General features: G+C 44.1%; 15 protein-coding genes, 1 tRNA gene and 1 pseudogene. 4 read left to right on the forward strand and 13 right to left on the reverse strand.

The window, feature by feature from the left end; all coding sequences use genetic code 11:
- Positions 1-295: 295 nt before the first annotated feature.
- Positions 296-2,197, reverse strand: coding sequence for a DEAD/DEAH box helicase (locus tag JCM15124_RS02015; protein WP_024998081.1), 1,902 nt, complete (start codon positions 2,195-2,197; stop codon positions 296-298).
- Positions 2,198-2,508: 311 nt separating this feature from the next.
- Between JCM15124_RS02015 and JCM15124_RS02020 the strand changes: the two genes are divergently transcribed.
- The 4 genes from JCM15124_RS02020 (at position 2,509) to JCM15124_RS02035 (ending at position 5,543) form a co-directional block, all read left to right on the forward strand.
- Positions 2,509-3,468 (forward strand): type I phosphomannose isomerase catalytic subunit, encoded by a 960-nt coding sequence (locus JCM15124_RS02020; RefSeq protein ID WP_024998082.1) that lies wholly within the window; start codon positions 2,509-2,511, stop codon positions 3,466-3,468.
- Positions 3,469-3,528: 60 nt separating this feature from the next.
- On the forward strand, positions 3,529-4,137 hold the full coding sequence (locus JCM15124_RS02025) for a thymidine kinase (protein ID WP_024998083.1): 609 nt from the start codon (positions 3,529-3,531) through the stop codon (positions 4,135-4,137).
- Positions 4,138-4,174: 37 nt separating this feature from the next.
- On the forward strand, positions 4,175-5,281 hold the full coding sequence (locus tag JCM15124_RS02030) for an AI-2E family transporter (protein WP_024998084.1): 1,107 nt from the start codon (positions 4,175-4,177) through the stop codon (positions 5,279-5,281).
- A gap of 189 nt (positions 5,282-5,470) precedes the next feature.
- A tRNA-Lys gene (locus JCM15124_RS02035) sits at positions 5,471-5,543 on the forward strand.
- A 253-nt stretch (positions 5,544-5,796) separates the two neighbouring features.
- On the opposite strand, the gene JCM15124_RS02040 is transcribed toward JCM15124_RS02035, so the two are convergent.
- The 12 genes and pseudogenes from JCM15124_RS02040 to JCM15124_RS02095 form a co-directional block, all read right to left on the reverse strand.
- Complete coding sequence (locus JCM15124_RS02040; RefSeq protein ID WP_024998085.1) at positions 5,797-6,093, reverse strand: hypothetical protein; 297 nt, start codon at positions 6,091-6,093, stop codon at positions 5,797-5,799.
- Between the two features lie 88 nt (positions 6,094-6,181).
- Entirely contained in the window at positions 6,182-7,195 is a 1,014-nt protein-coding gene (locus tag JCM15124_RS02045; protein WP_024998086.1) for a hypothetical protein, read from the reverse strand.
- Positions 7,196-7,209: 14 nt separating this feature from the next.
- Positions 7,210-8,325, reverse strand: coding sequence for a YncE family protein (locus JCM15124_RS02050; RefSeq protein ID WP_024998087.1), 1,116 nt, complete (start codon positions 8,323-8,325; stop codon positions 7,210-7,212).
- 18 nt (positions 8,326-8,343) lie between these two features.
- On the reverse strand, positions 8,344-10,377 hold the full coding sequence (locus JCM15124_RS02055) for a TonB-dependent receptor plug domain-containing protein (protein ID WP_024998088.1): 2,034 nt from the start codon (positions 10,375-10,377) through the stop codon (positions 8,344-8,346).
- 123 nt (positions 10,378-10,500) lie between these two features.
- Positions 10,501-11,073 carry a GNAT family N-acetyltransferase gene (locus tag JCM15124_RS02060; RefSeq protein WP_024998089.1) on the reverse strand — a complete coding sequence of 191 codons (573 nt, stop codon included), beginning with the start codon at positions 11,071-11,073 and terminating at the stop codon, positions 10,501-10,503.
- A gap of 8 nt (positions 11,074-11,081) precedes the next feature.
- Positions 11,082-12,566, reverse strand: coding sequence for a phosphohexomutase domain-containing protein (locus tag JCM15124_RS02065; protein WP_024998090.1), 1,485 nt, complete (start codon positions 12,564-12,566; stop codon positions 11,082-11,084).
- 386 nt (positions 12,567-12,952) lie between these two features.
- Complete coding sequence (locus tag JCM15124_RS02070; RefSeq protein WP_024998091.1) at positions 12,953-13,543, reverse strand: IMPACT family protein; 591 nt, start codon at positions 13,541-13,543, stop codon at positions 12,953-12,955.
- Positions 13,544-13,563: 20 nt separating this feature from the next.
- Complete coding sequence (locus JCM15124_RS02075; RefSeq protein WP_024998092.1) at positions 13,564-14,811, reverse strand: DUF1015 domain-containing protein; 1,248 nt, start codon at positions 14,809-14,811, stop codon at positions 13,564-13,566.
- Between the two features lie 93 nt (positions 14,812-14,904).
- Positions 14,905-15,822, reverse strand: a complete 918-nt coding sequence (locus JCM15124_RS02080) for an NAD(P)-dependent oxidoreductase (RefSeq protein ID WP_024998093.1) — start codon at positions 15,820-15,822, stop codon at positions 14,905-14,907.
- 82 nt (positions 15,823-15,904) lie between these two features.
- Positions 15,905-16,975, reverse strand: coding sequence for a 3-phosphoserine/phosphohydroxythreonine transaminase (gene serC, locus JCM15124_RS02085; protein WP_024998094.1), 1,071 nt, complete (start codon positions 16,973-16,975; stop codon positions 15,905-15,907).
- 207 nt (positions 16,976-17,182) lie between these two features.
- A pseudogene (locus JCM15124_RS12900) lies at positions 17,183-18,497 on the reverse strand (DEAD/DEAH box helicase).
- Entirely contained in the window at positions 18,484-19,653 is a 1,170-nt protein-coding gene (locus tag JCM15124_RS02095; protein WP_198019112.1) for a tetratricopeptide repeat protein, read from the reverse strand. Before JCM15124_RS02095 ends, JCM15124_RS12900 begins: the two are co-directional and overlap by 14 nt.
- Between the last annotated feature and the right edge of the window lie 34 nt (positions 19,654-19,687).

The following is a 19,687-nucleotide window of genomic DNA, read 5'->3' on the forward strand; positions in this document are numbered from 1 at the left end:
CCACTTTTATAGACGAAATTAATGTAAATATTTTTCGCAAGCGTAGCTATTGTGTAACTCATTATACATCAACGCATTACAAAACCTATTGTTTGGCGTTCCAAAACCGTAGGTTTTGCACGGTAAAAGCGTAGGTTTTGCATCGCAAAACCTACGCTTTCGCAATGTCAAAACGCATTTATCACTTTTTAAGAGAATTATCCTTACAAATTTAAACAGAAAAACTCTTACGGTTTAGATAAAAAAAAGACACCTCAAAGCGAATGGGGTGTCTTTTTTGTTATAGCGGAATAAGTTATTTCTTCTTTGGTTTTCTTCTTGCCCAACCTTCTTCGGAGAAATCGGGTATTTCGCCTTTCAGCTTGGTATCGTTCCGGAAGAACTGTCGCCAATCGCCTGTTGCAGCCGTTTCTTGCTGTGGACGAGCGTTGCGTTTCGGCTTGCTGTTATGTTCCTGACGGTTGCTGTTAGAATGGCGGTTGTTTGTTTCACCAACGTTTCGTTTGCTTCGACGTTCACCATTGTTGCGACCACCATGGGCGTGTCCGCCTTCTTCGGCATCGTTGCAACGCACTTCACGCTTTTTGTAAGTTGCACCATTAAGAGCTTTCATCACCTTGTTGGCATCTTTTTCGGGCACTTCGATGTAAGAGAATTTGCCCAGCAAATCGATGTGTCCCACTGCTTGGCGGCCGTGTACGTTCTTGTTTATAAACTGCATAACCTCGCCGGGATAGAACCCATCGTCTTTTCCAAGGTTGATGAACAGACGCTTGTAGCCTGCTTCGGGGGTGCGTGGGGCTTTTCGGTTGCGCTCTCCACGACTGTTGTGACTGCCACGTTCGCCTTCTCGGTTGCTGCGTTTGCCCGATGGCTTTTCTATTTCGGGCGCATTGGCGTAGTATTCCAAGAAGCGATTGAAGGTCATACTGATGATTTTCTTTATAATATCTTCCTTGTCGATATACTCGAAATGTCGGTTGATTTCCTTCAGGAATGGTTCAATCTCTTCTTCGTTTACGTCTACTTTCAGTATTTCGTCCATTACTTTGTAGAGTTGTTTGCTGCAAATATCCTTTGCAGCAGGCAGCGTACCGTCTACAAATTCCTTCTGAATGATTTTCTCTATCGCCTTTACCTTGTAGCGTTCGCGTGTGTGGATAATCGAAATAGACGTACCTTTCTTGCCTGCACGACCCGTACGACCGCTCCGGTGGGTGTAGCTTTCTATGTCGTCGGGCAGTCCGTAGTTGATAACGTGGGTCAAATCGTCTACGTCCAATCCGCGAGCAGCAACGTCGGTAGCCACGAGGAATTGCACATTGTGCTGGCGGAACTTCTGCATTGTCAGGTCGCGCTGCTGCTGACTGAGGTCGCCGTGTAAGGCTTCTGCATTGTATCCGTCGCGAATAAGTTTGTCGGCAATCTCTTGTGTCTCCACTTTCGTGCGACAGAAGATAATGGCAAATATGCTTGGATAGTAGTCTACAATGCGTTTCAGTGCCAAATACTTGTCCTTCGCGTGTACCATATAATATATATGGTTCACCTTTTCAGCTCCTTCATTGCGGCTGCCCACTACAATTTCTTTGTAATCGTGCAGATAGCTCTTGGCAATCTTCTCTATTTCCCGGCTCATTGTAGCAGAGAACAGCAAGGTGTTGCGGTCTGACGGAACGCCCTCGAATATGGCATTGATGCTTTCAGAGAAGCCCATGTTCAGCATTTCATCAGCTTCGTCGAGCACAACGTTGTTCACTGTGTCAAGTTTAGCCACACCGCGTTTCATCAAGTCGATAAGACGACCGGGGGTAGCCACAATGATTTGTGCTCCCTTGCGAAGCTGGCGACTTTGCATTTCGATAGATGCACCACCGTAAACTGCTGCAACGTGAAGTCCGTCAATGTATTTCGAGAAATCCGAAAGGTCGTCGGCAATCTGCAAACAGAGTTCGCGTGTCGGACTGAGAATAAGTGCTTGGGTTTCTTTTCGTGTTGGGTCTATCTTCTGTAAAACAGGAATTCCGTATGCTGCGGTCTTACCTGTACCCGTCTGTGCGAGTGCTATAACGTCGTTACCATTGCCCAACAAATAAGGGATAACTGCTTCCTGTACCGGCATCGGTTGTTCAAAACCGAGCTCTTCTATTGCGCGGCGAATCTCTTCGCTAACGCCTAATTCTTCAAATGTTTTCAAACTGTTTCTTGTTTATGAAAGTCTGAACCGACCATACATTAAAAGTCAATACCATTCAAACACACCATAGCGATGCGTTTCAACCTAAATGCCAAAATCTTTAAATGCTATAACCCGCTCAAACTTTTGTCTATTATTACTTGTTCACCCAATCGGTTGTCAGCCAGCCATAATAGACAACACTTTGTTTGAACGGTGCAAAGGTAGTGAAATTATTTGATATACAATGTTTCTACTCGTTTATTATGATTTTTTTGTGCAAAAGTTGTATCTTTGCACCTTACTCATAAACGAAGAAGAACCTAAAAAGAATGGAGATAATAAAGTTTCGCCCTATATTGAAACAAGTTTTGTGGGGCGGCAATAAGATAATACCTTTCAAGCAACTCGACGTCGAAATGGAACAAGTAGGCGAGAGTTGGGAAGTGTCCGGCGTGAAAAACAGCGAGAGTATCGTTGCCAACGGGCAATACGAAGGTATGAAACTCAACGACTTGGTGGCTTTACTGAAAGGCGACCTTGTAGGAAAGGACAACTATCAACGCTTTGGTAACGAGTTTCCGTTGCTTATAAAGTTTATAGATGCCGATAAGCAACTGTCCATACAAGTACACCCTGACGATGAACAAGCGCAGGCAAACGGACAGAAGCGAGGTAAAACGGAGATGTGGTATATTATGGAAAGTGCGCCCGATGCTACATTGTTGAGCGGATTAAAGCATGTCATTACGCCCGAAGAATACAAGGCAATGGTGGAAAACGACACCATTACCGATGCACTGTGTGAATATAGAGTGGGCGAGGGCGATGTCTTTTATCTGCCGGCAGGGCGCATTCACTCCATTGGAGCGGGCACATTCTTGGCTGAAATACAAGAGACGAGCGACGTAACTTATCGTATTTACGACTTTAAACGCAAGGATAAAGACGGAAATTATCGGCAACTGCATACCCAAGCAGCAGCAGAATGTATTGATTATAGCATTGAGAACGATTATCGGACGAAGTATGAAGCTCGCAAAAACGAAGGTGTGGAATTGGTGCAGTGCCCATATTTCACGACATCGGTTTACGATCTCGACGAGCCTATGCTGCTCGACTACAGCGAACTCGACTCGTTTGTCGTGCTGATGGCACTGTCAGGTAAATGCACGCTTAGCACCGGCAATGAGGAAACGGAGCTGCGAGCAGGAGAGACCGTACTTTTGCCTGCTACAACACAAACGTTGAGAGTCTCGGGAACAGTAAAATTCTTGGAAACCTTCGTTTAACAACCTTTCAGAAACACGAATATTGATTTATCGGATAATTTATCTATATTTGCAACAATTATGGTAGCAATAGACAATTTAAATGGCGAAAGACGCCGTCAGGGACGCATTGAAGTTATTTGCGGTAGTATGTTTTCCGGCAAAACCGAAGAGTTAATCCGCAGAATGAAGCGTGCGAAATTTGCAAAACAGAAAGTTGAGATATTCAAACCAGCCATCGACGTGCGCTATTCGGAAGAAGATGTAGTGAGCCACGACCAAAATGCCATTCGTTCTACGCCTATTAATTCGTCGGGAAACATATTGTTGCTGGCTTCCGATATAGAAGTTGTCGGCATCGATGAGGCGCAATTCTTGGACGAAGGACTTGTTGATATTTGCAACCAATTGGCAAACAATGGAGTAAGAGTAATCGTGGCAGGACTTGACATGGACTTTAAAGGTGTGCCGTTTGGTCCTATTCCCGCCCTTTGTGCCGTTGCCGACCAAGTTACAAAGGTGCATGCCATCTGTGTGAAATGCGGCGCACTCGCCTATGCGAGCCATCGTTTGGTAGACAACGACCACCGCGTGATGCTCGGCGAACAAATGGAATACGAGCCTTTGTGCAGGGAATGCTACCAAAAAGCATTGGCAGAGGAGACGCAACGTAAACACTCCAATCCCTGATAAGACTCGTTTTGAATAACTCAATAAGGAAGAAAATATGTTTGATGAAAAGATTACTTTCGACAAATTCATACGCTGGTTCTTGGTTGCAGCTTTGATATTTGCCGTGCTTTATGTCGTAAATTATCTCAGCCATGTATTGTTGCCATTCTTCGTAGCATGGTTTCTTGCCTATCTGCTCGACCCCGTTGTAAAGTTCGTGCAGTACAAACTGAAAGTCAAAATACGAGCAATAGCCGTCATTATCACAATGTTGCTGGTGGTTGCCGTTATCTCCGGCGTTGTCTACACCATTGTTCCGCCAATGATAGACCAAGCAGAGAAACTCAGTGTTGTGGCAAACAAATATGTGCAACGCACTGCAAGCGGCAACAGCATTACGAATATGGTACGGGAATGGATACAAGAGTATCAGCCACAGATACGCCATTACCTTAACAGTACCGAGTTTACAGAAACTTTAAAGAATTCCATACCCAAGCTCTTCTCTTTCTTAGGGCAGACGGCAAGCGTGGTTATAAGCGTCATAGCATCGTTCATCACCTTATTATATTTATTCTTTATATTGCTCGACTATGAGTTTTTGGTTAAGAACTTCATTCGGATTTTCCCACAGAAGCATCGTCCTTTCTGGACAGACTTGATGCAAGATGTAGCCGCAGAGCTGAATAATTATATCCGTGGACAAGGCTTGGTGGCACTCACGATGGGCATTTTGTTCTGTATCGGGTTTACCATAATCGATTTTCCAATTGCTATTGGTATGGGCATATTGATAGGTGTGCTCACTTTAATTCCCTATATGCACGCATTGGCATTTATTCCGATGGCATTCCTGTCGCTGCTCAAAGCTGCCGATACAGGGCAAAACTTCTGGGTGGTGTTTGGAACTGCAACGCTTGTATTTGCTGTTATACAAATGCTTTGCGACTTGGTGGTAACACCAAAGATAATGGGAAAAGCCATGAACCTTAATCCTGCCATCTTGTTGCTTTCGCTTTCTGTGTGGGGAGCACTGTTAGGTTTCATTGGCTTGATAATTGCTTTGCCATTAACAACGCTCATCATTGCTTACTGGAAACGCTATGTAACAAAAGAGGAAGAGGTGAAAATAGAAACGAGTGCCGAGAGTCTGCAAGAATAAAGCCTATCGTAGTGTCTTACATTGCCCTGATATTTGCTTGTTTGCAAGTAGCAGCTGTTCTGCGAAAAAGCAAATTTCACTCAAATGTGTGGATATTTCACTCAAATGAGTAAATATTTTAAGAATAATTTGGCTGTATAGAAAAAAAACAATACCTTTGCACTCGCTTTTGAAAAGAGAGTTTGGTAAGATCCGCTAGCTCAGCTGGTAGAGCACAACACTTTTAATGTTGGGGTCATGGGTTCGAGCCCCATGCGGATCACAAGGAGGATTTCGGTAACGAAATCCTCCTTTTTGTTTATACCCGATTTGTGTTTTGTTGCATACGAAATATAGCTGAGTTTCGTTAAAATAACTGTAAATATTTTTCACAAACGCATCTATTGCCTAATAATCTTATTATCAACGTATTACAAAACCTATTGTTTTGCGTTCCAAAACCGTAGGTTTTGCGATGCAAAACAGCCGCTTTTACCGTGCAAAACCTACGCTTTTGCAAAGCCAAATCGCAATTATCACTTTTTAAGAGAATTATCTTTACAAAATAAGGGCGATTTTTTCGGTTTCTTCCGCAAGCAGAAAGGGAAAACAATACCCTTTAACCCCAATCGTTCATTAGCGTCCTTTACCGGTTTTGTTCGCTTGTTGAGCAGCTGTGCCGGCATTTCATCGAAGACGTATCGGGCTACGGCGAGATGTAACGGCTGCGCAGGTGTCGGCAAGCGGACCAAAGCAATAAGGAAGCATAACGGTAATAACAAATCTAAGCGAATGCGTCCTAATGAATGATAGGGGTTTAAGGTATCGGCCATTCTTGCATTTGCACGAAAGCAGAAACGAAAAAAGAGGAAAGGCAAATTGCCGTTTCCTCTTCATTATCTAAATCGTTTTATGCTCGTTTTACTTCACTAAGACCTTTCTGACTTTGCCGTTTGCCAACTTCACGATGTTCAATCCGCGTTGCAATTCCTTTATTTGCTTGCCTTCAATGGTGTAAATAGCCATTACGGTTGTTTCCTCGTTAGAATTGAGTGGTGCATCTATCTTGGCAGCAGTAGGGTGCAAATCTTCTGCGCCTTTTACTTCAGTAGAAAGTTCTCCCACCCAGTCTGCTTTAGGGCATTGGTCGTTTACGGCACAATAGACACGCACGAAGTCTATCTGGTCTAACTTTACAGGCTTTCTGTTGGCATCTACTGCGTTCTCTATGTTAAAGCCTTCGGTCTTTTCGTTGGGCAGATTGTCCACGTAGCCATAGCGCAAAGCATTCTGTACCCACCAGCCTTGGCTGTTGAAATAGCTGTTTTTAGGTAGCAATGTGCCTTTAAAGGTGAGGGGGTTGTTTATCCAAAGCGGGTAATATTCTTGGAAATGCCCATAGTCGCCGCCTACTCTCTGAACGGCTCCGCTACGCCCTTGGTTGTCGGTCCAAGGTATTGGCTGCATCGGATTTGGCGTATAGGTAATTTCATAATTGTATATTACCTTGCCTACACTGTCTACATCGGCACTTCCCGACAGTTCGTACCACGTGTCGTCAGGCTTTCCGTTGCCGTTTTCGTCTTTCATTACCATTACTATTCCCGGCTCTGAACTATTCTCGAAAGCATTGCCATAGACAACGAAATCGGGCGCACCTTCAACGTTTATGACAGGGTGGTCGAAGTGAAAGGTGATGTAACCACCGTAAGAACCTAACGTAACAAGACCTTTTTGTTTATCGCCTGCAAGGTCGTTGGTGCAGGCTTTCGCTGCCGTTTCGGGCGTGTCGTTCGCAGTTAGTTCCGGTAACACGTTCACAAATTGTCCCGGTGCGGGCACATACTCGTCTACTGCCTTGATGTAAGGTGAATTTTGAGCACTTACAAGTGCCGATAATGACACGAATGCCATTGATAAATAAAATCTTTTCATTGTGTATATACTTTTTAGTTTCTTAATAAAAAGCACCCGTGCCCCGGTATATCGCCCGTGAGCGTGTGCCATTTGTAATTTCCATATTTATCGAAACAGAATAGCTTTCCGCTTGAAACATAGTTGGTTGCGTCCATTACATAGATGTCGCAGGTAATGGGGTGGATTATTAAACCATAGGCAATCTTTATCGGATACTTCTCCGGCACCTTCAGAAAGTTGCTGTTCACCACCTTGTGGGTGCGTATATCTACCACCTCGAATATAGGTTTGCCTTGCCGGTTAGTATAAGAAACAAGCGAATCGCCTATCATATCGAAGCCGTCTGTCTTGATATTCAGCACGTCTTCCACCTTGTCGTTGTCGATAACATAGAGGTTTGAGGGTGTTTGGTCGTAGTCGCCACGCGACGAAACCCACAGTTTCCCATATTTATCGCTGCGAAGGCGGAACAGATTGATGCCTACATCAATGGTTTTCGTTACCTTGAAGGTGCTTAAATCAATTACGCTCACGGTGCGGTCGTAGCCCAACGACGACATACCGTTGTAACCTCCGCTGTTGGCAACATATATTTTGCCGTCTTGTACTACAAGTTCTTCGGGTTGATAGCCCACCGTGCATTTGTCCACAACCTTCAATGTGGCAGTGTCTACTTTATAAACGGCACCCAAAACGCTCTTTTCGTTTATCTTTCCGACATACGAGCTGACGTAGGCGTACTGTCCTTGGAATGCCAAATAGCGACAGTTGGGAATGTCTACGTGTCCCCTGCTTACCGCAGTGTGGGCGTTGGCAACTTCAACCTTGTTCGATTGGTTGATAACAATCCACAAACTGTTTCCGTAAATCTGAACATCGTTGCCCACATCGCCCAGTTCCTTGATTTGGTTGGGGTTGCGCGACGGATAAATATTGCGATAATACTTTCCCGAATCTAAGTTCAAGAAGTCTAATGTAGCCTTGTTAGACCCCATATTGCCTTCGTTCAAGATGTAAAGACCTGCATATTTCGTATGCGTTACTTCGCCGATGCTGTGCTCGGAAGGGTAGATAATGGTATCGTCTTCGCGGCAAGAGGCTGCTAAAAGAACAACCAATAAACCGTAAAAAATATGTTTTAGCTTCATCGTAGTCTGTTTGTTTTGTTATAATTCTACTTGTAATCCAACCACACCGTTAATGCCCGGCATCGGATAATTGAGGATAACGTCGTACTTTTGGTCCAGAATATTGTTTATTTCCAACATAGTTCTGCACCTTGTACCAAAGATTGTGAAGTCGTATTGCAGACTTACGTCGCTCGTGTACCACGGTTGCATATAGTTGTTCTGTATGTTTTCTTGCTGATTGTAGCGTTTACCCGAATAGATAAAGCTGTAGTTGAGCGTCCAATTGCGGTAAGCAAGGTTTACGATAGCAGAGCCACTGTTGTAGGGAATATACGGAATTTGGTGCTTGAAGAACGTATCGGAATCGTCGGTAACGTCGCGTGCGTCTTGGTAAGTGTATTGCAGGCGTGCCGTAATCAAGAAATCGCTAAGCGGTTGTAACGCTATCGAACCCATAACATCTACTCCCGTAATGTGAACACGCCCAAGATTGAGCATCGTCCAGCGGAATTGCTGTCCTTTGGGGTACGCTATGATTTTGTCGTGTATGGTGTTATAGTAGCCATCGGCTTGAAAATACAAGTTCCGCACAAAGCTTTGGTTGTACTGTTTGTGGAAAACCATTCCTAAATTGTACTGTGTTGCACTCTCGGGCTTTAGGTTTGAGTTGCCCAAATCGGTGTAGTAAAGGTCGTTGAACGTAGGCATACGGAAGCTGCGCTTAGCAAATGTGCGCACAGAGAACTTTGTTGATGTGCCGTTGGCATACTTATCGACCAACGGAAAGTCGATAAACAGCGCGGGAGTGAACTTTGTTATGTTGTCCCTTGCTTTCATTCCGTCCATTAAACGGGTCTTGGGGTGGAGCTTATCGTGTATGAACGATGCCAACACCGAACCTTGTATGCGTAGGAAACGAGCCTCAAAGGCAGTGGCAAAACTAATCAAATTTGAATAGCGTGTGGGGAAAACGAAGCGATAAGTATCGGCATTGAGCTTGTTCCAACGGAAGTCGTAGCTTACGGAAGCACTCCAATTGGGCAAGATTTCGTAAGCATTGGCAGTGGAAAGGTAGAACTCTTGCTGCCAAAAACGGTTGTCGGCAGGCAGCTGTGTGGTATCTTTGTTTACGTAATGCGTGCGATAAAAGGCGTATTTAGCCAACCATTGCGTTGAAAAACGGTCGGTTATGTCTTTTTGAAAACGGTTTTGAACAAAGAAGTTGAGGTCGCCTTGCCGCTCGCCTCTGCGCCAAACGTTGTTCACAATAGCACCGGGAATACCGCGTTGGCTATTGTAGAAGTAAACCTTTGTGTTCCAATAGCCACGTTCTAAAATACCGTTTACATTGAAATCGATACGGTCGGCGCGTATGTCGCCATTCTCTCGTGTTGCCGTTGTGTCGTAAGCAACCTCTCCATTAGGCGTTACACGGCGGTAATTGAACTTGTATTTGCCACTCGAAGTAAGGTGTTCTGCATTCAGCGAAGTAGAAACAGTGGGCAAAATGTGTTGCTCCCATAACCCCGAAAGGCGCACAAGGTCGCTCGAACCATACTTGGCTTTCAGCTTCAGGTTATAGTTTTTACCGGCGGAAAATCGGGGCTTGCGTGTGCGGATATACACACTGCCGGCATTGCCGAAGTCGGAAGCAGGCTGAAAGATGGCACTTTTCTGTCCATTGTAAAGCGATATTTCGTCAATGTTGTCGAGCGAAAACTGCCCAAGGTCTATCTGTCCGTTCTGTGCATTGCCAAGTTCTATGCCATCGTAGAATATTCCCAAGTGGTGCGTACCCATACTACGAATGTCCACAGTCTTTATTCCACCCACTCCGCCATAGTCTTTCAGCTGAATGCCGGAGAAGTAACGCAGGGCATCGGCTACGGAATGACTGTTCAATCGTTGCAGTTCTGCATCCTTCAAACTTTGCGAGGGCACTATTTCCCGCTGCGTGAGTCGTGCTGTAATCACTACTTCCCTAATCGTATGGATAGAGTCTTGCTGTGAAGTTTGCGCTTTTGCGTTCACTGTAAGGGCAAGCAATAGAGTTAATGGCAATAGTTTCATTATGCTGTTGTTAATATTTCGCTGTTTGTAATGTTACCCTATGTGCAAAGATAGTACAAAGAAAAGAGACAAACGAAGAAAGTTTAGCTTATTTCTTATAATTCTTCTGTTTCCCAATATTCGTTATAAAGAATACACCAAGTGGCGCATAGTGTGTCCGCCCCATTGGTTATCGCCCTTATGAACAAAACCTACTGTTGTGTAAAGCCTTTCTGCCTGTGGGTTGTTTGTGTCTACCAACAGTCCCGAAGGTAGGTTCATGCGTTTGCCCTTTGCGATGGTTGCACGCAGAAGTTGCTTGGCAATGCCGTTGCCACGATGTTCTTTTGCCACGCAAAGCGAGTCTATGTAAAATTCGCCTGCCGATGTTTCGTCGGGAATATCGGAGAAATCGCGACCGAAAGCCTCCTTTGCACTGTCTACGAACGCCTTGCGGAGTGTGCGCAGCAAGCCTCCGTCGTAGCTGACAGATACGCCTACAACTTCGTTTTCGGGCGTCAGGGCAACGAGGGAGTTAAGGTAAGAATATTGCGAATCGGTACGTTCGACGAGCTTTTTCATAAGATTGAAAAAATCGTCTAACGTATGTTGCGGTCCTGCAAACCATTGGCAGCACTCGTGGTTCATAGCTTCCATTATCATTTTTGCTATGACAGGCGACTGTTCGGGGCGTGCCGAAACTATTTTTACCTCCATTTCGTATGTTACTGCTTCAATGCTTTAAAGTCGGCAAGTAAAGTAAGAACACGCTCGGTGATACGGCTGACACCGCCTTCGACGTTCGACTCGATGTTCAAAGGCAGTACCGGGTCGTGCAACGATTGGCGAAGCAAGAACCAACCTTGTTCCTTTTCGTCCGTGCAAGCGATGCGCACACCTTCGTAGTTGGGCGATACCAACTGCCAGTCGTGCTCTTTTTCGGCTGCTGCCTTGATGTGTTCCAACACCTGTTCGCCATAGCTTTTAAAGTCGTCGGTATCGATTTTGAAACGTATTTCCTTGCTTTCGACAGGTTGTTGAAGGTCGGCTATAAGGTCTTGGAGCTCTTTTCCTTCCTTGCGCAGGCATGCAGCTTCTACTATCAGCTTTGCCACAAGGTATGCTCCATCGTCCAAGAAGTAGTTTTCGCGCAGTGCAGCATGCCCCGATGTTTCGATTGCAAGCCACGATTCTTCGCCGTTTTCATTCAGACGGAGCGACTCGTTGATGACATTCTTGTAGCCACGACGGAAACGATGATGCTTTCCGTTGCGGTCGGCAATAAACTTTGCCAAGCCATCGGACGTTACTGAGTCGGTAACGATGGTGCTTTCGGGGTGCTCGCGCAATATCACGGCTGCTATCAGTGCAATAAGTGCGTTGCGATTGATGGATTTTCCTGTTCTATCGACAATGGCAGAACGGTCTACATCGGTATCGAAGATAATGCCCAAATCGGCTTTATTGTCTACAACAGCTTTGCAAATAGAAGCCATTGCCTCTTTGTTTTCGGGGTTAGGAATATGGTTGGGGAAGTGTCCGTCAGGCTCAAGGAACTGACTTCCCGTCGTATCTGCCCCCAATGGCTTTAACACTTTGTTGGCAAAAAAGCCACCTGCGCCGTTGCCTGCATCTACTATAATGCGCATACCCTTCAACGGTTGGTCGCCGGCATTCACACCACGGCGAATATAGTTGGTAAGTATGTCGCAGTAGGTAGCCATAAAATCAACGTCTTTCACTTCGCCGTTACCTTTCTTTTCAGCACCTATGAACTGCGGTGCAAGCTCCAAGATGCGTGCAATGTCTGCCTTTTCCAATCCGCCTTTTGCTGTAAAGAACTTCAATCCGTTTCTGTTCCAAGGCAAATGGCTTGCCGTTATCATAACAGCACCGTCGGTATGAAGTTGTTCGTCTACCGTTGCCATAAACATTGCCGGTGTAGACGCCATGCCAAAGTTGAGCACGGTTGCACCAACAGCAGCTGCACCATCGGCAAAGGCTTGTCGGAGTGCAGGACTGGAAATGCGCGAATCGCTACCCACGGCAATGGTTTGCACCGCCTTTCCGTTCTTTTCGCCCAGCCAAGCTGTAAATGCTTGTGCCAAAGCACTTGTTATCTCGTTGGTAAGGTTTACGCTTTCGCCTTCAATTCCTTCGAGCGCGACGCCTCTAATATCCGAGCCGTTCTGCAGTTTTTTCCAGTCCATTTGTCTTACTTTAAATAGTTCTTATATATAATAAGGTGTAGAAAAGTGCACAAGGCATACTTGCCTTTGCGCATTCCGATGGCAAAGGTACTGAATTTTTCGGTATTACGCAGGTCTTATCGGTTTATCTTTTGAAACAATAGAAATTTATCGGAGAGAACTTGCTGTATAGGCGAAAAACAGCAATAAAACCGTAAACATTTTTCATAAGATTATCTATTGCTTAACAAGCTCGTTATCAACGTATTACAAAACCTATTGTTTTGCGTTCCAAAACCGTAGGTTTTGCACGGTAAAAGCGTAGGTTTTGCATCGCAAAACCTACGCTTTCGCAACGCCAAAGCGATTATATCACTTTTTAACAGAATTATTTTTACAAAGTCTTGTTAGATGAACGATAGTTTTTTCAGTCGTGTTTCGAGTTGTTCGGCAAGCGATTGGCGAATGGAAAGAACAATTTCGCAAGTGTTATCGAAGTTTTGTTCAACGATGTCGGCATTCATTTCCTTCACAATCTTCATTACATCGTTCATCATCGGGTAAGAAAAAGTGTAGCGGACAATGTGCTCTACGAACTTTTCTTCTATTTCCGAGTGTGCTATACCGTCGGCAGCGGCTTCGCGATAAGCAACAATGAGTCCGCTCGTGCCCAGTTTGACGCCTCCGAAATATCGGATTACACAAATCAAAGTATTGGTAATATCGTTGCTGACAAGTTGTCCGAGAATGGGTTTGCCGGCTGTTGATGACGGTTCGCCATCGTCGTTGGCACGAAATTCTGCACCGTCTGCTCCCAAACGGTAGGCATAGCAGCAGTGGCGCGCATCGTAATATTTCTTTTTGTAGTGCTTTACAATGTCTAAAGCCTCTTCTGTAGAATCTATATGATGCACAAAGGCGAGGAATTTACTCCTCTTTTCGGAATAAAACCCCTCGCCAATTGTGTTTTTATGTACTGTTCTGTACTTATCTGTCATTAATTAATGATGCCGTAAACTTATGAAAGTTTGTGTATGATAAGACCTGAACGGAGTTTCGGCTCGAACCATGTAGCCTTAGGAGGCATAATCTTGCCACTGTCAGCGATGTCCATAATCTGTTGCATAGAAACCGGATAGAGAGCCAAAGCCATCTTCATTTCGCCACTGTCTACGCGCTTCTTGAGTTCTTCGAGACCACGAAGACCACCTACGAAGTCGATGCGGTCGCTTGAACGCAAGTCTTTGATGTCGAGAAGTTCGTCGAGAATCAAACGGCTTGAAATATCAACGTCGAGTACGCCGATAGGGTCGTTGTTGTCGTATGTGCCTTCTTTAGCTGTGAGAGAGTACCATTCGCCTTCCAAGTAGAGTGAGAACTCGTGCAAAGCAGCCGGCTTATAGATAGTAGCACCCTTCTTTTCAACGATGAAGTTCTTGTTCAATGCTTCGAGGAACTGGGCAGGTGTCATACCATTCAAATCCTTAACAACACGGTTATAGTCGAGAATGGTAAGTTCAGATGCTTGGAAACAAACTGCCATGAAGTAGTTGTACTCTTCCTTACCCGTGTGGTTTGGATTAGCTTTTGCCTTTTCGCCACCTACAAGACCGGCAGCAGCTGAACGGTGGTGTCCGTCTGCAATATAGAGACTTGGCATCTTTGCAAACTCTTCAGTGATGGTCTTGATGTCCTTATCGTCAGAAACCACCCAAAGCTGATGACGGAAACCGTCGATAGGAGCAATGAAGTCGTATTCAGGAGTAGTAGCAGCGTAACGAGAAGTGATTTCCTTCAGCACTGCATTATCAGGATAAGCGAAGAATACAGGCTCGATGTTGGCATCGTTTACACGAACATGCTTCATGCGGTCTTCTTCCTTGTCGCGGCGTGTAAGTTCGTGTTTCTTGATAACACCGTCTACATAGTCTTGACAAGCAGCACCGACAACGATACCGTATTGTGTCTTGCCATTCATTGTTTGAGCATAGATGTAGTACTGTTCCTTGTCGTCTTGTACCAACCAACCCTTATCTTGGAACATCTTGAAGTTCTCGGCAGCCTTTTCGTAAACGCGTGGGTCGTATTCGCTTGTGCCTTCCGGGAAATCGATTTCAGGCTTAATGATATGATAAAGGCTCTTTTCGTTGCCCTTAGCTTCTTCGCGTGCTTCCTCTGAATTCAATACGTCGTATGGACGACTTTCTACTTGTTCAACAAACTCCTTTGGAGGACGAACACCTTTAAATGGTTTTACTATTGCCATAATATGTTTATAGGATAAAATAAAAGCAGACTATCAGGGCTTTTGCTGTTGTATGAGCATAGTTCCTAATAATCTGCAATATGAGTTTAAATATTATTTGTTTACTTGGAATTTGGTATCGCCGTTAGCGAAGAAAGCATTGATTTGCTTTGCTGCTGCAATACCGGCGTTGATGTTAGCTTCAGCTGTTTGAGCACCCATCTTCTTAGGTGTGCTGAAGTAACGACCTTCAAACTTAGCAAATTCTGCATCAGCGTCCGGCTTGATGTCGGTAATGAACTTCAAGTCTTCGCGTTCGCCCATCAACTTAATGAGTTCCGGCTCGTTGATAACTTCCTTACGAGCAGTGTTAATAAGGGTACCGCCCTTGTGCATCTTATTTACGAGAGCGTAGTTGATGCTCTGCTTTGTTTCGGGAGTTGCAGGAATGTGGAGAGAAACGATGTCGCAAGTTTCGAACAAAGCATCTTGATTATCAACAGCCTTAACACCGGCAGCTTCGATAACGTCCTTTGGACAGAATGCATCGTAAGCATAAACGTCCATGCCGAAGCCCTTGGCAATGCGAGCTACGTTGCGACCAACGTTACCAAATGCAAGGATACCGAGCTTCTTGCCCATCAATTCAGAACCGCTCTTGCCGTTGTAGAAGTTGCGAGCACCATAAACAAGCATACCCAAAACAAGTTCGGCAACTGCATTTGAGTTCTGACCCGGAGTGTTTTCAGCAACAACATTGTGTGCAGTAGCGGCAGCAAGGTCGATATTGTCGTAACCGGCACCTGCGCGAACCACAATTTTCAAGTTCTTAGCTGCGTCGAAAACTTCAGCAGTAGCCTTATCTGAACGAATGATAAGAGCATCAGCGTCCTTGACAGCGTCTAACAACTGTGCTGTTTCTGTATATTTTTCTAAAAGTGCGAGTTCGTGTCCAGCACCTTCAATTTCTTTTCTGATACCTTCAACAGCTGCTGCTGCGAATGGCTTTTCTGTTGCAATTAAAACCTTCATAGTAATAAATTTTTATAATGCAAGTACACGGATATAACCTTTTATGGGTTTATCCGTGCATTTGCTATATTAATAATGTTAATTAGTGCTTAGCCTCAAATTCCTTCATTGTTTCAGCAAGAGCCTTGCAACCTTCAATTGTCATTGCGTTGTAGCAGCTTGCACGGAAACCACCAACATCGCGGTGTCCCTTGATACCAACCATACCTCTTTCGGTAGCAAACTTGAAGAACTCGTCTTGGAGGTCGGTATACTCGTCGTTCATAACGAAGCAGATGTTCATGTAAGAACGGTCTTCCTCAGACTTAACTGTACCACGGAACAACTTGTTGCGGTCGATTTCACCGTAAATGATTTCAGCACGCTCCTTAGCAAGTTTCTCCATTGCTTCAACACCACCATTAGCCTTAATCCAACGGAGGTTCTCCATTGCTGTATAAATTGGCACCACAGGAGGAGTATTGAACATAGAACCCTTCTTGATGTGTGTGCGATAATCCAACATTGTTGGGATTTCACGCTCTACACGACCGAGAACGTCGTCCTTAATGATAAGGAATGTTACACCGGCCATTGAGAGATTTTTCTGTGCACCGCCATAAATGCAGTCGTACTTAGAAACATCTACCGGACGGCTGAAGATGTCTGAAGACATATCACCAATTAAACGAACCGGCACGTCCAAATCTTTGTGGTACTCTGTACCATAGATTGTGTTATTGGTAGTTACGTGTAAGTAGTCCAAATCAGCAGGAACTTCAAAGTTCTTTGGAAGGTATGTATAGTTATCATCAGCTGATGATGCAACTTCAACAACTTCTCCAAACAACTTAGCTTCCTTCAATGCCTTCTTTGCCCAAACACCGGTATTCAAGTAACCGGCTTTCTTTACCAAGAAGTTGAAAGGAATCATGCAGAACTCAAGTGATGCACCACCACCCAAGAAGAGCACTGAATAGCCTTCAGGAACGTTTAACACTTCCTTTACCAAAGCCATTGCTTCGTCCATAACCGGTTGGAAATCCTTTGAACGGTGGCTGATTTCAGCGATTGAAAGGCCAATACCGTTAAAATCTAAGATAGCACTTGCTGTTTTTTCAATTACTTCGCGTGGAAGAATACATGGACCAGCACCAAAATTGTACTTCTTCATGATGATATTAATTTTTTAGTTGAACTTATTTATTATTACATTATTATTTTTTCAAAAGGGGTGTATAGACTTAGTTATACGTCTGCGAAATTAAAGAAATTATTTGATATAGGCAAATATTTAAGCATATTTTCACATTATATTTTATTGTGCAATCATTCTTTTTTGCTCACAAATTGAAAATTACACAACATTATAACACTGCTGCTACCGAACCTCTTCCACAACGGTACTAATCCCCTTTATTTTCTCTCCTTTCGTCATTTTGAGAATTTGAGATATTTTTGTGCGGGGAACGGCGACATAGGTAAAGCGTGGCATTACATCTATTCTGCCTATATCGGTTTGCTTTAGATCTGCCTTCTTACACAGAAAGCCGACTATATCGCCTTTCGATATTTTGTCTTTCTTGCCCTTACCTATATATAATGTAGTCATACGAGCAGGCTTTACAGCGGGCAACGTTGCAGGAAGTTCCATTGTTTCTACTTCCTGTTCTACGTATTCAGGAAGTTGTTCCTCCGGTCCAAGCACAAAGAAAGCATTGCCTTGCTTGTCCCAACGGGCAGTTCTGCCCACTCTGTGTACATATTCTTCTTCGTTTTCGGGCAGGTGGTAATGAATAATATTGTCTACGTCAGGAATGTCCAAGCCCCTCGCACCCAAATTCGTGCTTACAAAAATGTTAGTTGAACTGTTTGAAAAGCGATACAACATAGCTTCGCGCTCTTTCTGTTCCAAGCCTCCATGGAACATAGAAACAGCGAAACCTTCTTCTTTCAAATAAGTAGCAGTGCGAATAATGGCATCTCGATAATTCAAGAAAACAATGCTGCTTTTATCGCCTAAGTACTTTAACAGGTTGGAAAGCGTTTCCAACTTGTCCTTCTCTGTGCTGCGAACGATGTGCAGTTGAATACGATTGGGGACTTTTTCTTCTTCGTCTCGGTAGTCTATGCGAATGTTTCGCCCCATATTCACGAATTTTGGAATAGATTCTGCCTCTGTTGCAGAAAGCAATATGCGGCGTTCTACTGCCGGCAACTTACCAACGATTTCCTGCATTTCATCTTGGAAACCCATTTCCAAACACTTATCGAACTCGTCGATAATGAGCCACTTAATGTTTTCCGACGTTAAGTTGCCTTTATCAAGGTGGTCGTTCAATCTACGGTGTGGCAAAAAGGATTTGTGGTTTTACGTTGCGCATCTCCCTATGTTCGTCCATTGTCGGTCTACCGCCATAGAGTGGCATTGCTTTTAAACCTGCCTTCATATCTTGAATCACATTTGCCGACTGTTTGGCTAACTCTCTTCCCGGCACCAAAACGACAGCTTGTACCTCGTCTTTCGTTGAATCCAACAACTGTATCAAAGGCAACAGATAGGCATACGTCTTTCCCGACCCCGTTGGCGATAATACTATAACATCTTTATTAGAACGCAAGATTGCTTCTGAAGTCGCTTCTTGCATCAGGTTCAGTTCTATTCCTAACTTCTCTATTACTTTATTTATTTTCATTCCGTAGTCTATCTATTTCGTCAAACTCTTTTCCCATATTCAAATTCAGATAAATTGTGTATAGCGGTGCTAACCATTTGTCTCGTGCTTTCGGTGCTAATTTTCTGTACTGCTCAAGATAAGGCATTGCCGTTTCATAGAGTTTGTTTATCTTTGCTCGTTTAGAACGGCTTTCTTGCGTTTTAGCTAACTCAATGGCTTGGTCGAAATAAGCTAATCCTATGTTGCAATAGGCATCGGCAAATTTATCGTTTTCTTTTATAAGTTGTAAGCATATATCTATACATTCTTTATAATGACCCAAGTTCAGCAATGCTGTACTCTTTGTAAAACGGAATAACACACTGGTAGAATCTGCCTCTAAAGCCTTGTTCGTTATACGGAGTGCCATTTCGTTATCACCCTTTTTGACATAGTATTCCACCAAACGGGGAAAGAAAAATGCAAAGTTAGGATATTCCTTAAAGCCTTCTTGTAAGGCTTTAACATACTTTGCAGTGTCTTTCTGTACCAAATAGGCATCGGCTTCATACTGTCTTACAAAGTTCAACATTGATGTATCACGTTCAGCCAAGCGCAGATGGCGCATTGTTTTCTCCGTATCTTTCAGCTTATAGCCACAGTACATCGCCCAATAGCCTGCATGCGGCATCAATGCATCTTTGTGTTCGTAGTCGTAACCAACAAAAAGCGACTGCTTATCGCTCTTTATATAATTGTCGAAATAGTCGTAAGCTGTGTTGTAATCCTTTGTATGAATAAAGTATGTGCCGCCATTAAACAAGTTCGGGCGAATGGAATTAAGCAGTTGTGCGTGTCGTGCTCTATATTTGGGGCGTACCGGAGTTGGTGTATACAAGCGAGCATCAATAGTATCAAAGCTCGCCATTGTTTCATACATTCGCTTTGTAACAGAAAAGAAAGCTGCCGTATCGTACTTCTGTTTTAAATACAATTTCTCGTTTCCTTGTTCGTATTGCTTTATCAGAACATCGCAAAGCACTATCCAAATCTTTGTATTCGTACGATTGGCAGAGTCTTCCAGCAATGTTCGCATCGATTTCTCGGCTTTATTTAATTCTTTTCCGGCTTTCAATAAATCACGTGCTGTTGCTATTTGCTTCTTCTGTGCAAATACCAACAACGGACAAAACATAAGTATATATAACAGTGTTTTCTTCAAATTCTTC

It is taken from the genome of Prevotella falsenii DSM 22864 = JCM 15124, assembly GCF_000613945.1.
In the GTDB taxonomy this organism is placed as follows: domain Bacteria; phylum Bacteroidota; class Bacteroidia; order Bacteroidales; family Bacteroidaceae; genus Prevotella; species Prevotella falsenii.